The sequence below is a fragment of the Bacillus salipaludis genome (assembly GCF_004358205.1).
This window is the reverse complement of the sequence record NZ_SMYO01000001.1, coordinates 40,666-57,113: the sequence shown is the minus strand read 5'-3', so window position 1 is coordinate 57,113 and position 16,448 is coordinate 40,666. Positions and strand designations below refer to the sequence as shown.

17 protein-coding genes, 1 tRNA gene and 1 pseudogene are annotated in these 16,448 nt (G+C 37.7%); 15 read left to right on the top strand and 4 right to left on the bottom strand.

The genetic code is table 11. The features are described from left to right. Positions 1-105: 105 nt before the first annotated feature. Positions 106-729, bottom strand: a complete 624-nt coding sequence (gene lexA / locus E2K98_RS00265) for a transcriptional repressor LexA (protein WP_026574987.1) — start codon at positions 727-729, stop codon at positions 106-108. 159 nt (positions 730-888) lie between these two features. On the opposite strand from lexA, the gene yneA reads away from it, so the two are divergent. The 8 genes from yneA (at position 889) to E2K98_RS00225 (ending at position 9,016) form a co-directional block, all read left to right on the top strand. Continuing rightward, positions 889-1,212, top strand: coding sequence for a cell division suppressor protein YneA (yneA, locus tag E2K98_RS00260; RefSeq protein ID WP_133332350.1), 324 nt, complete (start codon positions 889-891; stop codon positions 1,210-1,212). 15 nt (positions 1,213-1,227) lie between these two features. Beyond that, positions 1,228-1,875, top strand: a complete 648-nt coding sequence (locus E2K98_RS00255) for a YneB family resolvase-like protein (protein WP_133332349.1) — start codon at positions 1,228-1,230, stop codon at positions 1,873-1,875. A gap of 92 nt (positions 1,876-1,967) precedes the next feature. After that, complete coding sequence (locus E2K98_RS00250) at positions 1,968-2,198, top strand: DUF896 domain-containing protein (protein WP_133332348.1); 231 nt, start codon at positions 1,968-1,970, stop codon at positions 2,196-2,198. Positions 2,199-2,379: 181 nt separating this feature from the next. Beyond that, on the top strand, positions 2,380-4,380 hold the full coding sequence (gene tkt / locus E2K98_RS00245) for a transketolase (protein WP_133332347.1): 2,001 nt from the start codon (positions 2,380-2,382) through the stop codon (positions 4,378-4,380). 231 nt (positions 4,381-4,611) lie between these two features. After that, positions 4,612-5,052 carry a sporulation inhibitor of replication protein SirA gene (gene sirA, locus E2K98_RS00240; RefSeq protein WP_133332346.1) on the top strand — a complete coding sequence of 147 codons (441 nt, stop codon included), beginning with the start codon at positions 4,612-4,614 and terminating at the stop codon, positions 5,050-5,052. A 75-nt stretch (positions 5,053-5,127) separates the two neighbouring features. Beyond that, on the top strand, positions 5,128-5,340 hold the full coding sequence (locus E2K98_RS00235; RefSeq protein WP_026574993.1) for a YneF family protein: 213 nt from the start codon (positions 5,128-5,130) through the stop codon (positions 5,338-5,340). Positions 5,341-5,466: 126 nt separating this feature from the next. Beyond that, positions 5,467-7,218: an ABC transporter transmembrane domain-containing protein gene (locus E2K98_RS00230; protein ID WP_133332345.1), complete on the top strand. Its 1,752-nt coding sequence runs from the start codon at positions 5,467-5,469 to the stop codon at positions 7,216-7,218. A gap of 1 nt (position 7,219) precedes the next feature. After that, positions 7,220-9,016 carry an ABC transporter ATP-binding protein gene (locus E2K98_RS00225; RefSeq protein WP_133332344.1) on the top strand — a complete coding sequence of 599 codons (1,797 nt, stop codon included), beginning with the start codon at positions 7,220-7,222 and terminating at the stop codon, positions 9,014-9,016. A 33-nt stretch (positions 9,017-9,049) separates the two neighbouring features. On the opposite strand, the gene E2K98_RS00220 is transcribed toward E2K98_RS00225, so the two are convergent. Further along, positions 9,050-9,229, bottom strand: a complete 180-nt coding sequence (locus E2K98_RS00220) for an aspartyl-phosphate phosphatase Spo0E family protein (RefSeq protein WP_081810772.1) — start codon at positions 9,227-9,229, stop codon at positions 9,050-9,052. Positions 9,230-9,511: 282 nt separating this feature from the next. Between E2K98_RS00220 and E2K98_RS00215 the strand changes: the two genes are divergently transcribed. From E2K98_RS00215 to E2K98_RS00205, 3 genes are all read left to right on the top strand, one after another. Next, complete coding sequence (locus tag E2K98_RS00215; protein ID WP_133332343.1) at positions 9,512-10,219, top strand: cytochrome c biogenesis CcdA family protein; 708 nt, start codon at positions 9,512-9,514, stop codon at positions 10,217-10,219. A 115-nt stretch (positions 10,220-10,334) separates the two neighbouring features. Then, positions 10,335-10,694, top strand: coding sequence for a response regulator (locus E2K98_RS00210; protein WP_133332342.1), 360 nt, complete (start codon positions 10,335-10,337; stop codon positions 10,692-10,694). A 179-nt stretch (positions 10,695-10,873) separates the two neighbouring features. Further along, the gene (locus E2K98_RS00205; RefSeq protein WP_133332341.1) at positions 10,874-11,350 is read left to right on the top strand and encodes a CcdC family protein; all 477 of its coding nucleotides are present in this window, start codon (positions 10,874-10,876) and stop codon (positions 11,348-11,350) included. Between the two features lie 111 nt (positions 11,351-11,461). On the opposite strand, the gene E2K98_RS00200 is transcribed toward E2K98_RS00205, so the two are convergent. After that, positions 11,462-11,887, bottom strand: a complete 426-nt coding sequence (locus tag E2K98_RS00200) for a DUF2621 domain-containing protein (RefSeq protein ID WP_133332340.1) — start codon at positions 11,885-11,887, stop codon at positions 11,462-11,464. 149 nt (positions 11,888-12,036) lie between these two features. Here E2K98_RS00200 and E2K98_RS30670 point away from each other — a divergent pair. Beyond that, positions 12,037-12,133, top strand: a tRNA-Sec gene (locus E2K98_RS30670). A gap of 281 nt (positions 12,134-12,414) precedes the next feature. On the opposite strand, the gene E2K98_RS00195 is transcribed toward E2K98_RS30670, so the two are convergent. After that, on the bottom strand, positions 12,415-13,281 hold the full coding sequence (locus E2K98_RS00195; RefSeq protein ID WP_133332339.1) for a LysR family transcriptional regulator: 867 nt from the start codon (positions 13,279-13,281) through the stop codon (positions 12,415-12,417). 437 nt (positions 13,282-13,718) lie between these two features. Here E2K98_RS00195 and E2K98_RS00190 point away from each other — a divergent pair, with 437 nt between their 5' ends. From E2K98_RS00190 to E2K98_RS31960, 3 genes and pseudogenes are all read left to right on the top strand, one after another. Continuing rightward, entirely contained in the window at positions 13,719-15,161 is a 1,443-nt protein-coding gene (locus E2K98_RS00190; protein ID WP_133332338.1) for an MFS transporter, read from the top strand. Between the two features lie 93 nt (positions 15,162-15,254). After that, the gene (locus tag E2K98_RS31965) at positions 15,255-15,755 is read left to right on the top strand and encodes a PrpF domain-containing protein (protein WP_268884009.1); all 501 of its coding nucleotides are present in this window, start codon (positions 15,255-15,257) and stop codon (positions 15,753-15,755) included. Next, positions 15,748-16,332 (top strand): annotated as a pseudogene (locus E2K98_RS31960) (PrpF domain-containing protein). Before E2K98_RS31965 ends, E2K98_RS31960 begins: the two are co-directional and overlap by 8 nt. The last annotated feature ends 116 nt before the right edge of the window (positions 16,333-16,448 follow it).

Genomic DNA, 16,448 nt, shown 5'->3' with positions numbered 1-16,448 from the left:
TAAAGAATGGGTAAAAAATACTGAATTTTCAATATTTGTAAAATAAAAATAGTGAAATCTCCAAAAAAAAGAGTCAGCACATTATTTTGTACTGACTTCTTATTATTAATGTATATGTCGATAAACACCAATCACTTTTCCCAAAATTGAGACATTCCTTAAAATGATTGGTTCCATTGCGGAATTTTCCGGCTGAAGGCGAATATAATCCTTTTCTTTAAAAAATCGTTTACAGGTTGCCTCATCTTCCTCAGTCATAGCGACAACAATATCACCATTATTTGCGGTTGGCTGCTGTTTAACAATGACATAATCCCCATCAAGGATTCCTGCTTCAATCATACTTTCACCCATAATTTCCAACATAAATACATGTTCATCAGATGGGGCAAGTCTTTCGGGAAGTGGAAAATATTCTTCAACATTTTCTATCGCTGTAATCGGAAGCCCGGCGGTTACCTTACCGACAACAGGAACATTGACAACGTTATTTCTTGGGATTTGAGCTGTTTCATCTACTTCTAAAATTTCGATTGCTCTTGGTTTAGTAGGGTCTCTTCTAATAAGCCCTTTACTTTCTAATCTAGCTAAATGACCGTGAACGGTAGAGCTGGAAGCAAGACCGACTGCCTCACCGATTTCCCGAACAGAGGGTGGATACCCTTTTTTCTTTACCTCGCCTTTAATGAAATCAAGAATATCCTGCTGCCGTTTAGAAATTTTAGCCATGGTAATTTCCACCTCGCTACTAGTAATTGTTACCTTAATTATAGCATGTTCGCCAATTTTATACAAACATAAGTTCGAATATCATTGACAACAAACAAACGTTCGTTTTATAATAAAATCAATTAAAACGAACATATATTCTGTTGAGAGGTGTTTGTAATGAAAAAAATATGGACCAAATATTCATTTTCTATTATTCTAATTGGATTAAGCTGCCTGCTAGCTTTTATACTTTCGATTGATTTTAGTTCAACTGCAAATGACCACTATAAAAAAATTACTGTTTCGGAAGGTGATTCCCTTTGGAAAATTTCTAAGGAATACTCAAATGAGCATTCTCTTACCAATAAGGAATTTGTAAATTGGGTTAAACTCCATAATAAAATAGAAGATGAACACATTTATCCAGGTGAAGAGATTGTTATTCCCGTTAACAAGAAAACCTTTTCTACTACAGAGTTAGCAAGTGCAGCTGAAGAATAGAAAGAGAGAATAAGTATGAAAGCAATTATTTATTGCCGAGTCAGTACAACGAAAGAGACACAGGAAACCTCACTTAAAAGGCAGGAGGAAGAACTCATCCAGCTCGCTAAACAGTATCATTTTGATGTTGTAGCCATCATTAAGGAACAAGCAAGTGGTTATGAACTGGAAAGAGATGGGATCCTTCAACTGCTTCAAAAAATTAAAGATGAACCGATCCAGGCCGTATTAATTCAGGATGAAACGAGACTGGGCAGAGGTAATGCAAAGATTGCTCTGTTGCATTGTGTTTTAAAAGAAGATATAAAGCTTTTTAGTATATCACACAACGGAGAACTGCAGCTTTCTGAATCAGATTCAATGGTGTTACAAATTGTTGGGATGGTAGAGGAATACCAGCGCAAGCTCCATAACATCAAAATAAAACGTGGTATGAAAAGGGCAGTCCAGCAAGGATACAAACCTGAGAAAAATCTTAAGAATCTCGGAGAAAACTCAGGCAGGGAAAAAATTGATGCACCTATTGAAGAAATTGTCAGGCTAAGAAAAAACAAATTGACCTTTGCTGAAATTGCCGCTACCTTAAGGGGATTTGGTTATAATATTTCAAAAGCAACCGTACATAGACGATATCAAGAATATATTCAAAAAGAAGAAGATTAAACAATTACCTTGTCAGACGGAGCTTTTTCTAGTAAAATCAGTTGTCATGGATTTAGTATTTATGATAACTTGCTTCGAAAGGTGGGTTTAATTTGCTTTCAAAGGAAAAATTAGCGAGAATTAATGAATTAGCAAGAAAATCAAAATCAACTGGATTAACGGAACTAGAAGCAAAAGAACAATCAAAATTAAGAAGTGAATATTTAGCTGTTTTCCGTTCTAGTATGTTAAATACATTAACGAACACCAAAATTATCGATCCACTAGGTAATGATGTAACACCTGATAAAATCAAGGCTAGAAAAAAGAATAACTTACATTAAAAGAGGGCAGGAATACATTTTTGTATTCCTCTTTTACATATTAAAGCGCTTTCTGTGGGAAAATATAAAATGATAAGGCTTACAAAAACTAATTTTGATGCAATTAGTTGAATAAATCGGAACGGGACTATAATATTATTGGTGTACTTATAATCCTATTATTCAGGAAAGGATGTAATTTATGTTTGATATGATTGATGCATTATCGGTAACCTCCATTCGCACACTTTCTATTGATGCGATTGAAAAAGCTAATTCAGGCCACCCTGGAATGCCAATGGGTGCTGCACCAATGACTTATACATTATGGACTCGCTTTATGAACCATAATCCAAAGAATCCTCAATGGTTTAACCGTGATCGTTTTGTATTATCCGCCGGACATGGTTCCGCGTTGTTATACAGCATGCTTCATTTGTCCGGTTACAATGTAACAATGGATGATTTAAAGCAATTTCGTCAATGGGGCAGTAAAACACCTGGTCACCCGGAATATGGTCACACTGAAGGGGTAGAAGCAACAACAGGACCACTTGGCCAAGGTATTGCCATGGCGGTCGGAATGGCAATGGCAGAGCGCCATGTAGCAAGTGTTTACAATAAGGATAAATATGAACTTGTGAATCATTATACATACAGTATCTGTGGTGATGGTGATTTAATGGAGGGTGTGTCTGCTGAAGCCGCATCACTTGCAGGTCATTTAAAATTAGGACGTTTAGTTGTTTTATATGATTCAAATGATATTTCTCTTGATGGAGACCTAGATAAATCGTTCTCTGAGAGTGTTAAAGAACGTTTTCAAGCCTATGGATGGCAGTATATTCGTGTAGAAGATGGCAACAACCTTGAAGAAATTTCAAAAGCCCTTGAAGAAGCGAGAAGTGATTTAGACCGTCCAACAATGATTGAAGTGAAGACAGTCATTGGCTATGGTTCACCAAACCGCGCAGGAACTTCCGGTGTTCACGGTGCTCCATTAGGTGCGGCTGAATTAAAATTGACAAAAGAAGCTTATAAGTGGACCTTTGAAGAAGACTTCCATGTACCACAAGAAGTATATGAAAACTTCCAGAAGCTTATTGTTGAAAATGGAGAAAAGAAAGAAAAAGAATGGAATGACCTTTTTGAACAGTACAAAAAGGAATACCCTGAACTTGGTTCACAGCTTGAAAAAGCATTAAATCATGAACTTCCAGAGGGCTGGGACAAAGATATTCCAGTTTACCAAGAGGGAAAAAGCCTTGCTAGCCGTGCATCTTCAAGTGAAGTGCTTAATGGCATTGCGAAAAATTTACCAATCTTAATTGGCGGCTCTGCAGACCTTGCTGGATCAAATAAAACTTTAATCAAAGGCTCTAATGACTTCATGCCTGATTCCTATGAAGGCCGTAATATCTGGTTTGGCGTTCGTGAATTTGCAATGGGAGCAGCAATGAACGGAATTGCGCTTCATGGCGGTGTTAAGGTATTCGGCGGAACATTCTTTGTTTTCTCTGACTACTTACGTCCATCCATTCGTCTAGCTGCGTTAATGGGATTACCAGTTACGTATGTGTTTACCCATGACAGTATTGCAGTTGGGGAAGATGGTCCAACACATGAGCCAATCGAACAAATTGCCGCTTTGCGAGCAATGCCGAATCTTTCCCTCATTCGCCCGGCAGATGGGAATGAAACAGCGGCAGCATGGAAACTTGCTGTTGAGTCAACAAACAAGCCAACGGCTCTTGTACTGACTCGCCAAGATCTACCTACGATCAAAGGTACTGATGTAAATGCGTATGAAGGTGTTTCAAAAGGTGCTTACGTTATTTCTGCTTCTGAAAAAGAAACTCCAGACGCATTGTTGCTAGCAACTGGTTCTGAAGTAGGACTAGCTGTGGAAGCTCAAAAAGCATTAGCAGGAGAAGGTATACAGGTTTCTGTAGTCAGCATGCCTTCTTGGGATCGCTTTGAAGCTCAATCAAAAGAATACAAAGATTCTATTCTTCCTAAGAATGTGAAAAAACGTCTTGGAATTGAAGTGGGTTCTTCCTTAGGCTGGCATAAATATGTAGGAGACGAAGGAGATGTACTAGCCATTGATAAATTTGGCGCCTCTGCTCCTGGTGAAAAAATTATGGAAGAATACGGCTTTACAGTAAATAACGTGGTGGCTCGTTTAAAAGCATTATTATAAAAATATTACCTTTTCATTGAGAGGACAGCTTATAATGGCTGTTCTCTTTTTATATTGATATCGTTTTTAAATCTTAGAAATTTTCCACCGTATTAAGGTGAATTTGTAGGCTTTTTATTACATATATGAAAATCGACAAAAATAGTGAAAGTTTTTGCCGCCGAAAGACAAAAGTTTTGATTTTGTTTTTTTATAATAGAAAAAAGGGCTTTTGGCGAAGGAGAGATTGTGGTGAGAAACTATCGGCTATATTTAATAGAAGATGAATTTGCCGCCCATTACTTCGGAAGAGAGAGCATGTTTTTTCAGCTTTTTCGTGAACATGAAAGAGCATTCGGCGAGCTAAAATATATTACAGGAAAACAAATTACTTATATAACCAAAACGGTTGAGGTATTAAAAATTCATAAACTTTTGCAGAAACAACTTGGTAAAATAAAGGGATTTAAGGCGGACCATGGCACATATTCTATTGAATTGAATGGAAGACTAAGTACAGCAAAATTAGCCGTCTTCCAGGATTTCATATCAGTAGAAGCAACTGGCAGCTATGAAGCAGAAACAGTGTTTTTTGAAGTTCTTAGGAAATGTGAATCTTCGTTTTTAGCAATCGACTTAGAACACGAGCGTTTTGGCTGGTTAAAGCCGATTAAAGAAAGAAAATATGTATAATTAAAAACGGATATTGTATATTCCTAATAATTTTAGTACACTGTGTATGGTAGACAACATGAAGGAGGAAATTTAATGATGTACGTTCTAGTTGGTATACTGGCCTTAGCTGCTGGTGTAGCACTAGGATTTTTCATTGCTCGTAAGTATATGATGAGCTATTTAAAGAAAAATCCGCCAATTAATGAACAAATGCTTAAAATGATGATGATGCAAATGGGTATGAAACCTTCACAAAAGAAGATCAACCAAATGATGAATGCTATGAATAAGCAGCAATCAAAATAAAAGACAAGCACTCGTGTAAATGGGTGCTTTTTTTCATGCTTTTCAATTGAATTTCGAAATCTTTATTATTTTTCGAAAATTTGTTAAAATAAAAATCCTATAGATAGAGATTTCGGGGGAGTGTACATGAAGGTCTTTTTGGATTTGGGCTGGTTTTTTAAGCAAGAGAAAAAATCGTACATAACAGGAACGCTTTTATTATTATTCGTCGCGCTGCTTCAACTGGTTCCTCCGAAAGTAATCGGGATAATTGCAGATCATATAAAGGAAGGAACAATGACAACCGGTATCTTGGTAGAGTGGGTGGGTATTCTTGTTGTGGTTGCTCTGATGATGTATGGATTGCGATATTATTGGAGAATGATGATATTTGGTTCATCGGTGAAACTCTCTAAAATTCTACGAAACCAGTTGTATCAGCATTTCACCAATATGTCTCCGTCATTTTATCAAAAGCGCCGTATTGGTGACCTGATGGCCCATGCGACCAATGACCTGCAGGCCATTCAGCAAACAGCAGGTGCCGGTGTTCTTACCCTCGTTGATTCACTGTCTACTGGTGGGTTCGTTATCTTGGCAATGGCGTTTTCAATCAGCTGGAAGCTTACGTTAATTTGCCTTATTCCGATGCCGTTTATGGCGATGTTGACCAGCTGGTTCGGCACAATGCTGCACCGAACTTTTCACAAAGCACAGGAGGCGTTTTCATCCTTAAATGATAAAACACAGGAAAGCATTACCGGGATAAAGGTTATTAAAACCTTTGGTCAGGAAAAAGAAGATATCGAGGATTTTCGAAAACAATCAGAGGATGTGGTTCAAAAAAATATCGTTGTTGCGAAAATAGATTCGCTTTATGATCCGACGATATCGGTTATTGTTGGGATTTCCTTTTTCCTCTCGATTGTCTTCGGTGCAAAATATGTGATCAATGGGGAGCTGACCATTGGGGAACTGATTTCATTTACCACCTATTTGGGACTCTTAATTTGGCCAATGCTCGCGTTTGGTTGGTTGTTTAATATTGTTGAACGTGGACGCGCTTCTTATGACCGTGTATCAACACTTCTTGGTGAACCGATAGAAATCCGCGATTCTAAAGAAGCATTAGATTTAGTCCCAACAGGAGATATACAATATGAAATTTCGGAGTTTACTTATCCAGATGAGACGGAAGCTAAGTTAAAGGATATCTCCTTTGTATTAAATCAAGGGGAAACGCTCGGAATCGTTGGTAAAACAGGTGCTGGAAAAACGACGCTATTGAAACTGCTCGTCCGTGAATTCGAAAATGACCGCGTGGAAATTTTGTTTGGTGGAAAAAGCATTCAAGCATACAAACTGGAAAAACTTCGCGAGGCGATCGGGTATGTTCCCCAAGATCATTTTCTATTTTCAGCAACTGTGGCTGAAAATATTGCCTTTACCCATCCTGATGCTCCTCTTAGTGATATTCAGGCGGCTGCTGCACTAGCGAAAATTCACGAGGATATTCTTCAATTTACGGATGGATATCAAACCGTTGTAGGGGAACGTGGCGTATCGCTTTCCGGTGGGCAAAAACAACGGATATCGATTGCTAGAGCGCTCCTGATGAATCCAGAAGTGTTGGTGCTGGATGATTCCTTGTCTGCTGTTGATGCAAAAACCGAGGAAGCAATACTGTCCGCCTTACGAGAGAACCGAGCAGGGAAAACGACCATCATTACTTCGCATCGGTTAAGCGCAATTCAACATGCTAATCTGATTCTTGTTTTAGATGAGGGGAAAATCATCGAAAGAGGGACGCATGATGAGTTGATGGATTCTAATGGGTGGTATAAAGAAATGTATTTACACCAGCAGCTTGAGGAGTTGGTAGAGCATGGGGGGCACTAAGATGGAAAAAGCAGCTTTTATGAACAAAACAACAGATAAAAAAGTCTTGTTTCGGCTGCTCTCTTATACAAAACCACATAAAAAAGCACTGAGTTGGGGGTTCCTATTCCTTTTGCTCACCACGATAGGAGATATCGTCGGTCCGATTCTCGTAAAAATATTTATCGATGATTATTTAACACCTGGGAAATTAACATTTAAGCCCTTACTGATATTAGGTTCAGTGTATATGGGAATCCAAATCATCAAAGCCATCTTGATGTTTTTTCAATTAGTTAAGTTCCAAGAAATTGCCTTAAAAATCATCCAACAATTGCGGATTGATGTGTTTTCTAAGGTTCAGGCCTTGGGGTTACGTTATTTTGATCAAACACCGGCAGGGAGTATCGTTTCAAGGGTGACCAATGATACCGAAGCGATAAAAGACATGTTTGTGACGGTCTTGGCCACGTTTATTCAAAGTGGATTTTTGTTAATTGGAATTTTTATCGCGATGTTTATCTTAAATGTAAAGCTTGCTGTTCTTTGTGTGGTCATCATCCCAATTGTGTTGCTGGTCATGAACCTCTACCGAAAATACAGCTCCCGCTTTTATACCGATATGCGCGAACGTTTAAGCCAATTGAATGCAAAGTTAAGCGAATCATTATCAGGAATGTCAATTATCCAAATGTTTCGTCAGGAAAAAAGACTCCGGAAAGAGTTTGCGGATATCAACGAACAGCATTATCTAGCTGGAATGAAAAACATCAAGGTGGATGGGCTTTTATTAAGACCGGCTATTGATCTGATTTATGTCTTTGGATTAATCATTGTATTAAGTTATTTTGGTATTACTTCCTTCCAACATACAGTTGAGATTGGTGTCCTATATGCGTTTATCAGTTACTTGGACCGTTTTTTTGAGCCGGTGAATCAAATGATGATGCGCCTGTCCTTGTACCAGCAGGCAATTGTTGCCGGGGGCCGTGTATTTAAATTGCTGGATGAAGAAGAGCTGGCACCTGCCCAGCAAGAAGAAGAGTCACTGAACATTGAAGCTGGAAGAATTGAATTTAAGCATTTAAGCTTTTCCTATGATGGGGAGCGGGATGTGCTAAAGAATATATCGTTTACGGCAAACCCGGGAGAAACGGTTGCCCTTGTCGGACATACTGGAAGCGGGAAAAGCTCGATTATTAATTTATTGATGCGTTTTTATGAATATGAGCGTGGTGATATTCTAATAGATGGCGTATCAATTCGTGAGTTTTCGAAAGAAGTATTAAGGGAAAAGCTGGGGCTTGTTTTGCAGGATCCGTTTTTGTTTTATGGGACGCTCAAGGATAATATCCGTTTGCATAATACGGAATTAACGAACGAACAAGTAGTGGAAGCGGCCAAGTTTGTTCAAGCTCATGGTTTTATTGAAAAGCTGGAAGATGGATATGATCATAAAGTGGTGGAGAGGGGTTCTACTTTTTCCAGTGGTCAAAGACAATTGATTGCGTTCGCGCGAACGATTGCAGCGAACCCGAAAATACTTGTATTGGATGAAGCAACCGCTAATATTGATACGGAAACAGAAGAGGCGATTCAAACTGCCCTGGCAAAAATGCGCAAAGGGAGGACAACGATTGCCATTGCCCATCGCTTATCAACAATCCAGGATGCGGACCTTATCCTAGTCCTCCATCAAGGGGAAATTGTCGAGCGTGGAACCCATCAAGAACTACTCTCCCAGGAAGGACTTTATCATAAAATGTTCTTATTACAGAATGGTGCGATGGAACGCTATGAAAATGCGATAAATGAATAAGAAAGAGCCCGGCAGTTTGCTTGCCAGGCTCTCTTATTGACTCACTAATTGGTGAGTTTTTTTTATATAAGTTCGATTATATTCATTTAGTAAATGATCAAGCTCCTGGCTGTAGCGTATAGCAACGGAGGAACTCAAGCCGTTGGTGATCGCGACTTGAATTAATTCAGCTCGCTTTTTTTCGATTAATGCGATTAGTTCTTGTTTGATCACGGCCGATGTCCTTTCCGGAAAACTCCTAAATTGTATGTTCGAAGAATGAATTATCTAAAACTATTAATTTGTTTTACTAGTATAACCTATTGTGGGAATAAATTCAAAGGGATTTGTAAAAAAATATCCATTAGGGCAAGGGATATTATTGGAGTTTTGAGAGTATTTTCTAATAGGGGAAGGAAATGAGCGATAGTCACAAAATATTCATGGTAATCATTATCTTTTAGGCAAAACTTTTGTTAGAATGAAATAGGTATCGACTATATTGGGAGTGTTTATATGTCTGATGTAAATATTTTTCTAGCATTAGGTGCGGGATTTCTTAGCTTTATCTCACCTTGCTGTCTGCCTTTGTATCCGGCATTTTTATCGTATATTACTGGAATGTCAGTAGGGGAACTGAAAAGTGAAAATGCTATGCTTCAAAGGCGGAGTTTGCTACATACATTATTTTTCCTCATAGGTTTTTCGTGCATCTTTATTGCCATTGGATTCGGAACCTCCTTTGTAGGCAGTTTTTTCCGAGAATATAAAGATCTTATTCGCCAGCTGGGCGGAATATTTATTATTTTCTTTGGTTTGATGATTGTGGGGATCTTAAGCCCAGAATTCTTGATGAAAGACCGTAAATTCGAATTTAAAAATCGTCCATCCGGTTATATTGGATCCATATTAATTGGAATGGCCTTTGCGGCTGGCTGGACACCATGTACCGGACCCATTCTTTCTTCTGTTATCCTTTTAGCAACATCAAACCCGGGTTCTGGTGTCTTATATATGACTGCGTATTCTCTTGGATTTGCGATTCCATTTTTTATTCTCTCCTTCTTTGTCGGACGCATGAAATGGATCAAGAAATATAGTCAGAAGATTGTAAAAATCGGAGGCTATATCATGATTGTCATGGGGATTATTCTCTTCTTCGACTGGATGACAAAAATTATTACTGTTTTTCAAAGCTTATTTGGCGGCTTTAGTGGTTTTTAATTTGAAATAACTTGAAAATCCTGTGAATATTCTTTGTTTTCAAATATAATAGACTCATAAATGGATAATTTTTATTCGAGGATGCTCGTTTTGCATCCATAGTGGGGGAAGTGAATTGGCAAGAATATTGATAGTGGATGATAAAAGTTTAATGAGAAATACCTTAAAGGCGATTTTAAATAAAACAGACCACGTTGTTGTCGGGGAAGCAGAAAACGGAATGGAAGCTATCCAGCTTTTCAAAGAATTGAAACCCGATATGGTAACAATGGATATAACCATGCCGAAAATGAGCGGACTAGAAGCGATTAAAGTTATTCGCCGGGATTTTCCTGAGGCAAAGGTGATTATGTGCTCAGCAATGGGTCAGCAAAAAATTATTATGGAGGCCATTGAGGCAGGGGCAAAAGATTTTATTGTTAAACCATTCGACGATTGCCGCGTGATGGAAGCACTCAATCGGGCTTTAAAATAGATAACCATTTCAGGGGTTTTCCCGAAATGGTTTTTCATTTTCCAGTTTGTGGATGTATTGCTTTGATTTTTTTAAAATGGGATTAAAATCTGATTAATAAGTTGCAAATATCTTTTTCTAACATAAATTTTTGATATATAATGAGTAAGAAAAATATGTAGATAAGGAATGAATATCCTATGAACACGGTTGTTATCTCTTCAATCGGTGCTGCATTTATGGCCATTATGGTCATGTTCGTCCGTCTTAAAGCGGCAAAAAAACCGACAAATGCAAGAAAAATTATCTTACCTCCCTTTTTCATGGCGACAGGAGCGTTAATGTACGTGGTTCCCAAGTTTAGGCTGAATGGATGGGAAATCGTTGAGGCAGTCGTTGTAGGGGCTCTATTTTCCATTTTTCTAATTAAAACCTCGAAGTTTGAAATTCGAGATAACGATATTTATTTAAAACGTTCAAAGGCTTTTATTTTTATCTTAGTGGGTCTGTTGGTTATTAGGATTGCTTTAAAATCAGTACTAAGCTCAACTATTGATCCGTTCCAATTAAGCGGAATGTTCTTCCTGCTTGCATTTAGTATGCTTTTGCCATGGCGAATTGCCATGTATGTGGACTATAAGAAGCTTTATAGGGAGCTTCATTTGACTAAAAAGTAGTACGGTGAGCACTGGTCCTTTTGGGGATCGGTGTTTTTTATTTAAGGGGTGGCCTAAAAAGGGTTAAAAAAAGAGAGACAAAAATAAAAACCGTCAACATTTCTGGACGGTTTAGAACAAATGCTCATAGGGAGCCACATCAATTCTATTTTCAAAAAGTTTTTTACGTAAAAATTTATGATCCCTTTTCGGAGTAGCCTGGATATAACCGCGAATTACTAATTCCTCGGTAATTTTTGGAGCATTCTCTTTTAACGCAATTTCTCCAATTTTACCGGCAATTTTATGCCTCGCTACATCACGGAATAATTCGGGAACTGGACTTACCAAATCTTCAAGAAGGAGTTTCTCTTCGTCGCTCCACAGGTGACGGGATTCGTTCACATAGAATTCTTCCCAGTCCATTACGGACTTACCGTCTTCTTTCGGCATCTTTTTCAAAAACTTACGGAACATAAAGAATCCGCCAATTCCAAACGAAGTAATCAGGAACACAACCCAAAATAAAATAAACCATAAAAACCAACCATGAAGCATTTTCTTCACCTACAAAAAAACATTTTTTCATCTTATTATAGTCTGTTTGCAGGAAAGAAGACAAGTAAACCGGTAAAACTTTACGATTTGGTGAAAGGTATTGTAAGCAGGTTGGTTTTATTAGTATAATAATATTCGTCCACATTTATGGGGCTGAAAGGGGTACTGGTGTCCTCCTCGGTCTTCAAAACCGCATGAGACCACCGTGTGTGGTCTGGTGGGTTCGATTCCCACGCAGTCCCGCCAAAAAATATGCAATTTTCAGTAGTTTTTTTGTTTAACTGTTCATTTAAATATAATAGGTTTCTTCTTTTAAAGATTTAAAAAGCTATTGTAGGTTCATAATTATATGCATAAGCACTTTAGTCCTTGTGCTTTTTGATCTTTCTTCTACCAAGTTCATCTTACCCCTAAATTTTTATACTTTGCAAAATAACCACAAAGAATACAAAAGAGAATCTGAATGAATTCAGATTCTCTTTTGTGAAAATAAGAAGAGCAAACTTCAGATTTGCCCTTCTTATTTTTTATGCATTTGGATATTCCTTTAAAAAGTCGACAAATGCTTTAACTGGCGATAGGGAAAGCGACCTTTCACGGTAAAGCAGCCAGGATTTTCTTGTTATTAGTTTGTTATTCTTTTTAGTGATTTTTATTTTATGAACATCTTCATCTTTTAATAAGCACATAGAAGGCAGAATTGCGTAGCCCAGACCCATTAGAACCATTTGTTTACATGTATCAATGCGGTCTACTTCCATGTTAATGGTAGGAGGGGTCTCAAAGGTTTCCTGCCACCAATTATCGATTGTTGTCTTTAAGGATTGGTCAGTTTCGTAATTAACCCTAGGAAGTTTAGGTAAGTCCTTAATATTTTTGATCGGATCTTTGGAGACGATGACAATAGGTTCCTCACGAAACAAATATTTTCCTTCGGGCCAGACATAATTACCTCTTACAAAACCGAGATGAACTTCTTCTTTATGAAGCATATGGTTAATCTCAGTGCTCCAGCCAGTTTTTAAATGAATTTCAACATTTGGATACAGTGACGCAAATTCTTTTAAAATGAAAGGGAGTTCAAACCTTGCGATAGTACTTGAAACTCCCATTCTTAGTACTCCTTTAATTTCATGGCCCATGTTTTGGACGTATTCTTTTGTATTTCGAAGCTGTAAGATCATATTTACGGCATATTGGGCAATATATTCACCTTCGGAGGTGAATTCTACTCCTCTTTTTCCTCGAGCAACAATCATCGTTCCAAATTCTTTTTCCAATTGCTGTAACCGATAGGTCAAAGCCGGTTGGGAAATGTAAAGTTTTTCAGCTGCTTTAGTAATATTACGCTCTTCATAGATCGTCTGAAGAATGGTCCAATCCTTCTCATTCATCGTTTCAGGAATCCCCCTATCCATAAGCAATACTTATCTAATAATAGCAAATAAACAAATTATTTTTATGATTCCTATTATACTATTATTATAAAAATTGAAATATAAAAATAACAATTTATTTAGTTCTCGTGCAAAAAAATAGAGAAGAATACCTATAATAGACCTACCTTCCATTAAGGTGCGTCTATTTTTTAATGAAACTATTTCCGGTTTTTATTGGTGTGATAATATGTATTAGCTATTTGTTTGTGATATTTATCACTCGCATATATCACTTTTTGTTATTTTGCTATTATTAGGCTGTAATTTAAACGTATGAGAATATCACTTTTCTAAGATAAAAAAATTTTATGGTAGTTTATAAACAATCAGTATTTTTTTTATTCAATAAATTATGATAATTTTTAAATACCACCTTTAATAAGCTTATTAAGTTGAGAAAAAGTAACAAAGAAGAGACTTGGATAGAAGATGAAAAATGGGAGGGAATTGTCATAAGTAGAACTACGGGGCTTAACATTGCAAATCGTATGGATCGTTTACCTATTTCTTCGATTCATAAGAAAGTTATTTTTGCTTTAGCAGTTGCTTATTTTTTTGAATTTGCAGATTTGAATACGTTTTCATACGCTGCACCTGCATTAGTGAAACAGTGGAATTTGCCAATGCATCTTATAGCCACCATTAACTCCAGTGCCTTCTTCGGAATGTTTTTGGGGGCTTCCTTAGGCGGCTGGCTTGGCGATAAAGCAGGAAGAAAGAAATCTATTATTATATCACTAGTACTATTATCTGTATTTTCGGCGTTGAATGCCCTTTCTTGGGATGTATGGTCACTTTCAATTGCCAGATTTGTAACAGGGATGGCTACTTCAGCTTTATTGGTGAATGCAAATACTTACATCATTGAATTCTTCCCAAAAGCTGTTCGTGGGAAGTATCAAGGATTGGCAGTAGCAATTGGTATTACGGGTATCCCAATTACGGGTTATGTTGCTAGTTGGGTAATTCCTATGGCGGATTTTGGATGGAGACTTGTATTTGTATGGGGAGCGTTGGGAATCTTCGCTTTATTCGGAATCGTAAAATTGTTTGAAATACCACGTTGGTATGAAATGAAGGGACAAGTAAATAAAGCGAAAGCAACCATTGAACAAATTGAAAAAATCGTTGCAAGTGAAAAAGGTCCTTTAGCTAAGCCAGATCCTGAGATTGCAATTGCTCCAGTAACTACAGGTAAAATGTCTGATGTCTTCAAGGGAATTTACCTTAAACGTACAACCATTCTAATTGTAGTTTGGATTCTTCAAACAATCGCTTTCTATGGATTTGGATCATGGGTTCCAACTTTATTGGTAAAACAAGGAATTGATATCTCGCATACCCTACTTTATAGCACATTAATTACCTTAGGTGCTCCATTAGGTTCATTAACAGGTGCAATGATTTCGGACCGCTTTGAGAGAAAAACAAATATTATTGCTTCCTGCTTCTTCATTGCCATTGCTGTCTTCTTATTCGGGGCCACATTGAATCCTGTTTTGATCGTTATCTTTGGTTTCCTTATTAACTATATCGAAAGAACCTTCTCATCAAATCTATATACTTATACATCAGAACTTTACGGAACAGAAGTGCGTTCTTTTGGTCAAGGATTGACATATGGAATTGGCCGTGCTTCCAATGTTATCGGGCCATTTATTATTAGTTTTGTATACACAGGATTTGGATACTTAAATGTGTTTGGTCTTATCTCAGTTGTTTGGGCTTTAACAGCTGTAGCAATATTCTTTGGTCCACGTACTTCTAAGAGAAGTCTTGAAGAAATCAACGGGACTCAATCGAACAATAAATATCAAGCATCATCTAATCTTTAATCTAAAAAACGGCACCCTGCGGGGTGTCGTTTTCAATCACCGACGCTAAATATATAGTTATCAGAATATTGGGGATACTGGGGGCAATACAATATGTTTGATTATGGGCAATTACATAAAATTCCAAATGTTATTATGAGAGGAGGAACCAGCAAAGGGCTTATCTTAAGAAGATCAGACCTTCCTGCAGATCCTGCTTTAAGGGATGGAGTCATCTTATGGATTTATGGCAGTCCTGACAACAGCCAAATTGATGGTTTAGGAGGGGGAACCTCAACAACCAGCAAATTAGCAATCGTTGGTCCTTCCACACATCCTGATGCACACATTGATTACACTTTTGGTCAAGTTAGCCTGGATCGGCAAGTGGTTGACTATAATGTTACTTGCGGAAATTTTGTTACTGCAGTTGGATTGTATGCTGTGGAAGAAGGATATGTCCCATTAACTGAACCAATCACTGCTGTGAACATATATAACACAAATACAGATAAGATGATATTTGTGGAAATACCGGTGAAAAATGGACAAATCAATATGAGGGTGAATTTTCGATCACTGGTGTTCCGGAAAAGCAGCTCAAATCATGCTTAACTTTTTAGATGCAGGTGGAACATTTACAGGAAAAACACTCCCATCCAGTAACCCTTCAGATATCATCAAGCTGGAGGATGGAAGGGAATATGAAGTTAGCATTGTTGATTGTGTCAATACGCTCATATTTGTGCGCGCAGAAGATGTTGGTCAAACTGGAACAAAGCTTCCCAACGAAGTAAACGCAAATACTAATTTACTTGATATACTAGAAAAAATTCGTGTCAAAGCCGGAATCAAGATTGGCCTTATCAAAGAAGGTGAACAGGTTTCCCCTTACACTCACGCATTGCCAAAAAGAGTAATGGTCTCAAATCCAAAGGACTATCAAACGGTTGATCAACAACATGTCAAAAATGAAGATATTGATGTTCTTTCACGTTATATTACGATGTGATCCCTTCATCGTGCCCATGCAGTAAGCGGAGCAATGGGTCTTGCGGCGGCATTAAAAATTACGGGAACCATTCCGAATCAAATTGTTTCCGGGGGGCTTAATGGAATCCGGGTTGGACATCCTTCAGGAACCTTATATGAAGCTGCAGAGGTGGAGAAAATTGGAGATCAATGGCAGTAGATCGGTCTGGAAATGGCCGCACAGCAAGAAGGCTAATGGAAGGTTATGCATATGTACCTGCTTCTATTTTTACAGGTGGGAAGCATGCAGCAATGGTTTAACACTATTTTGATAGG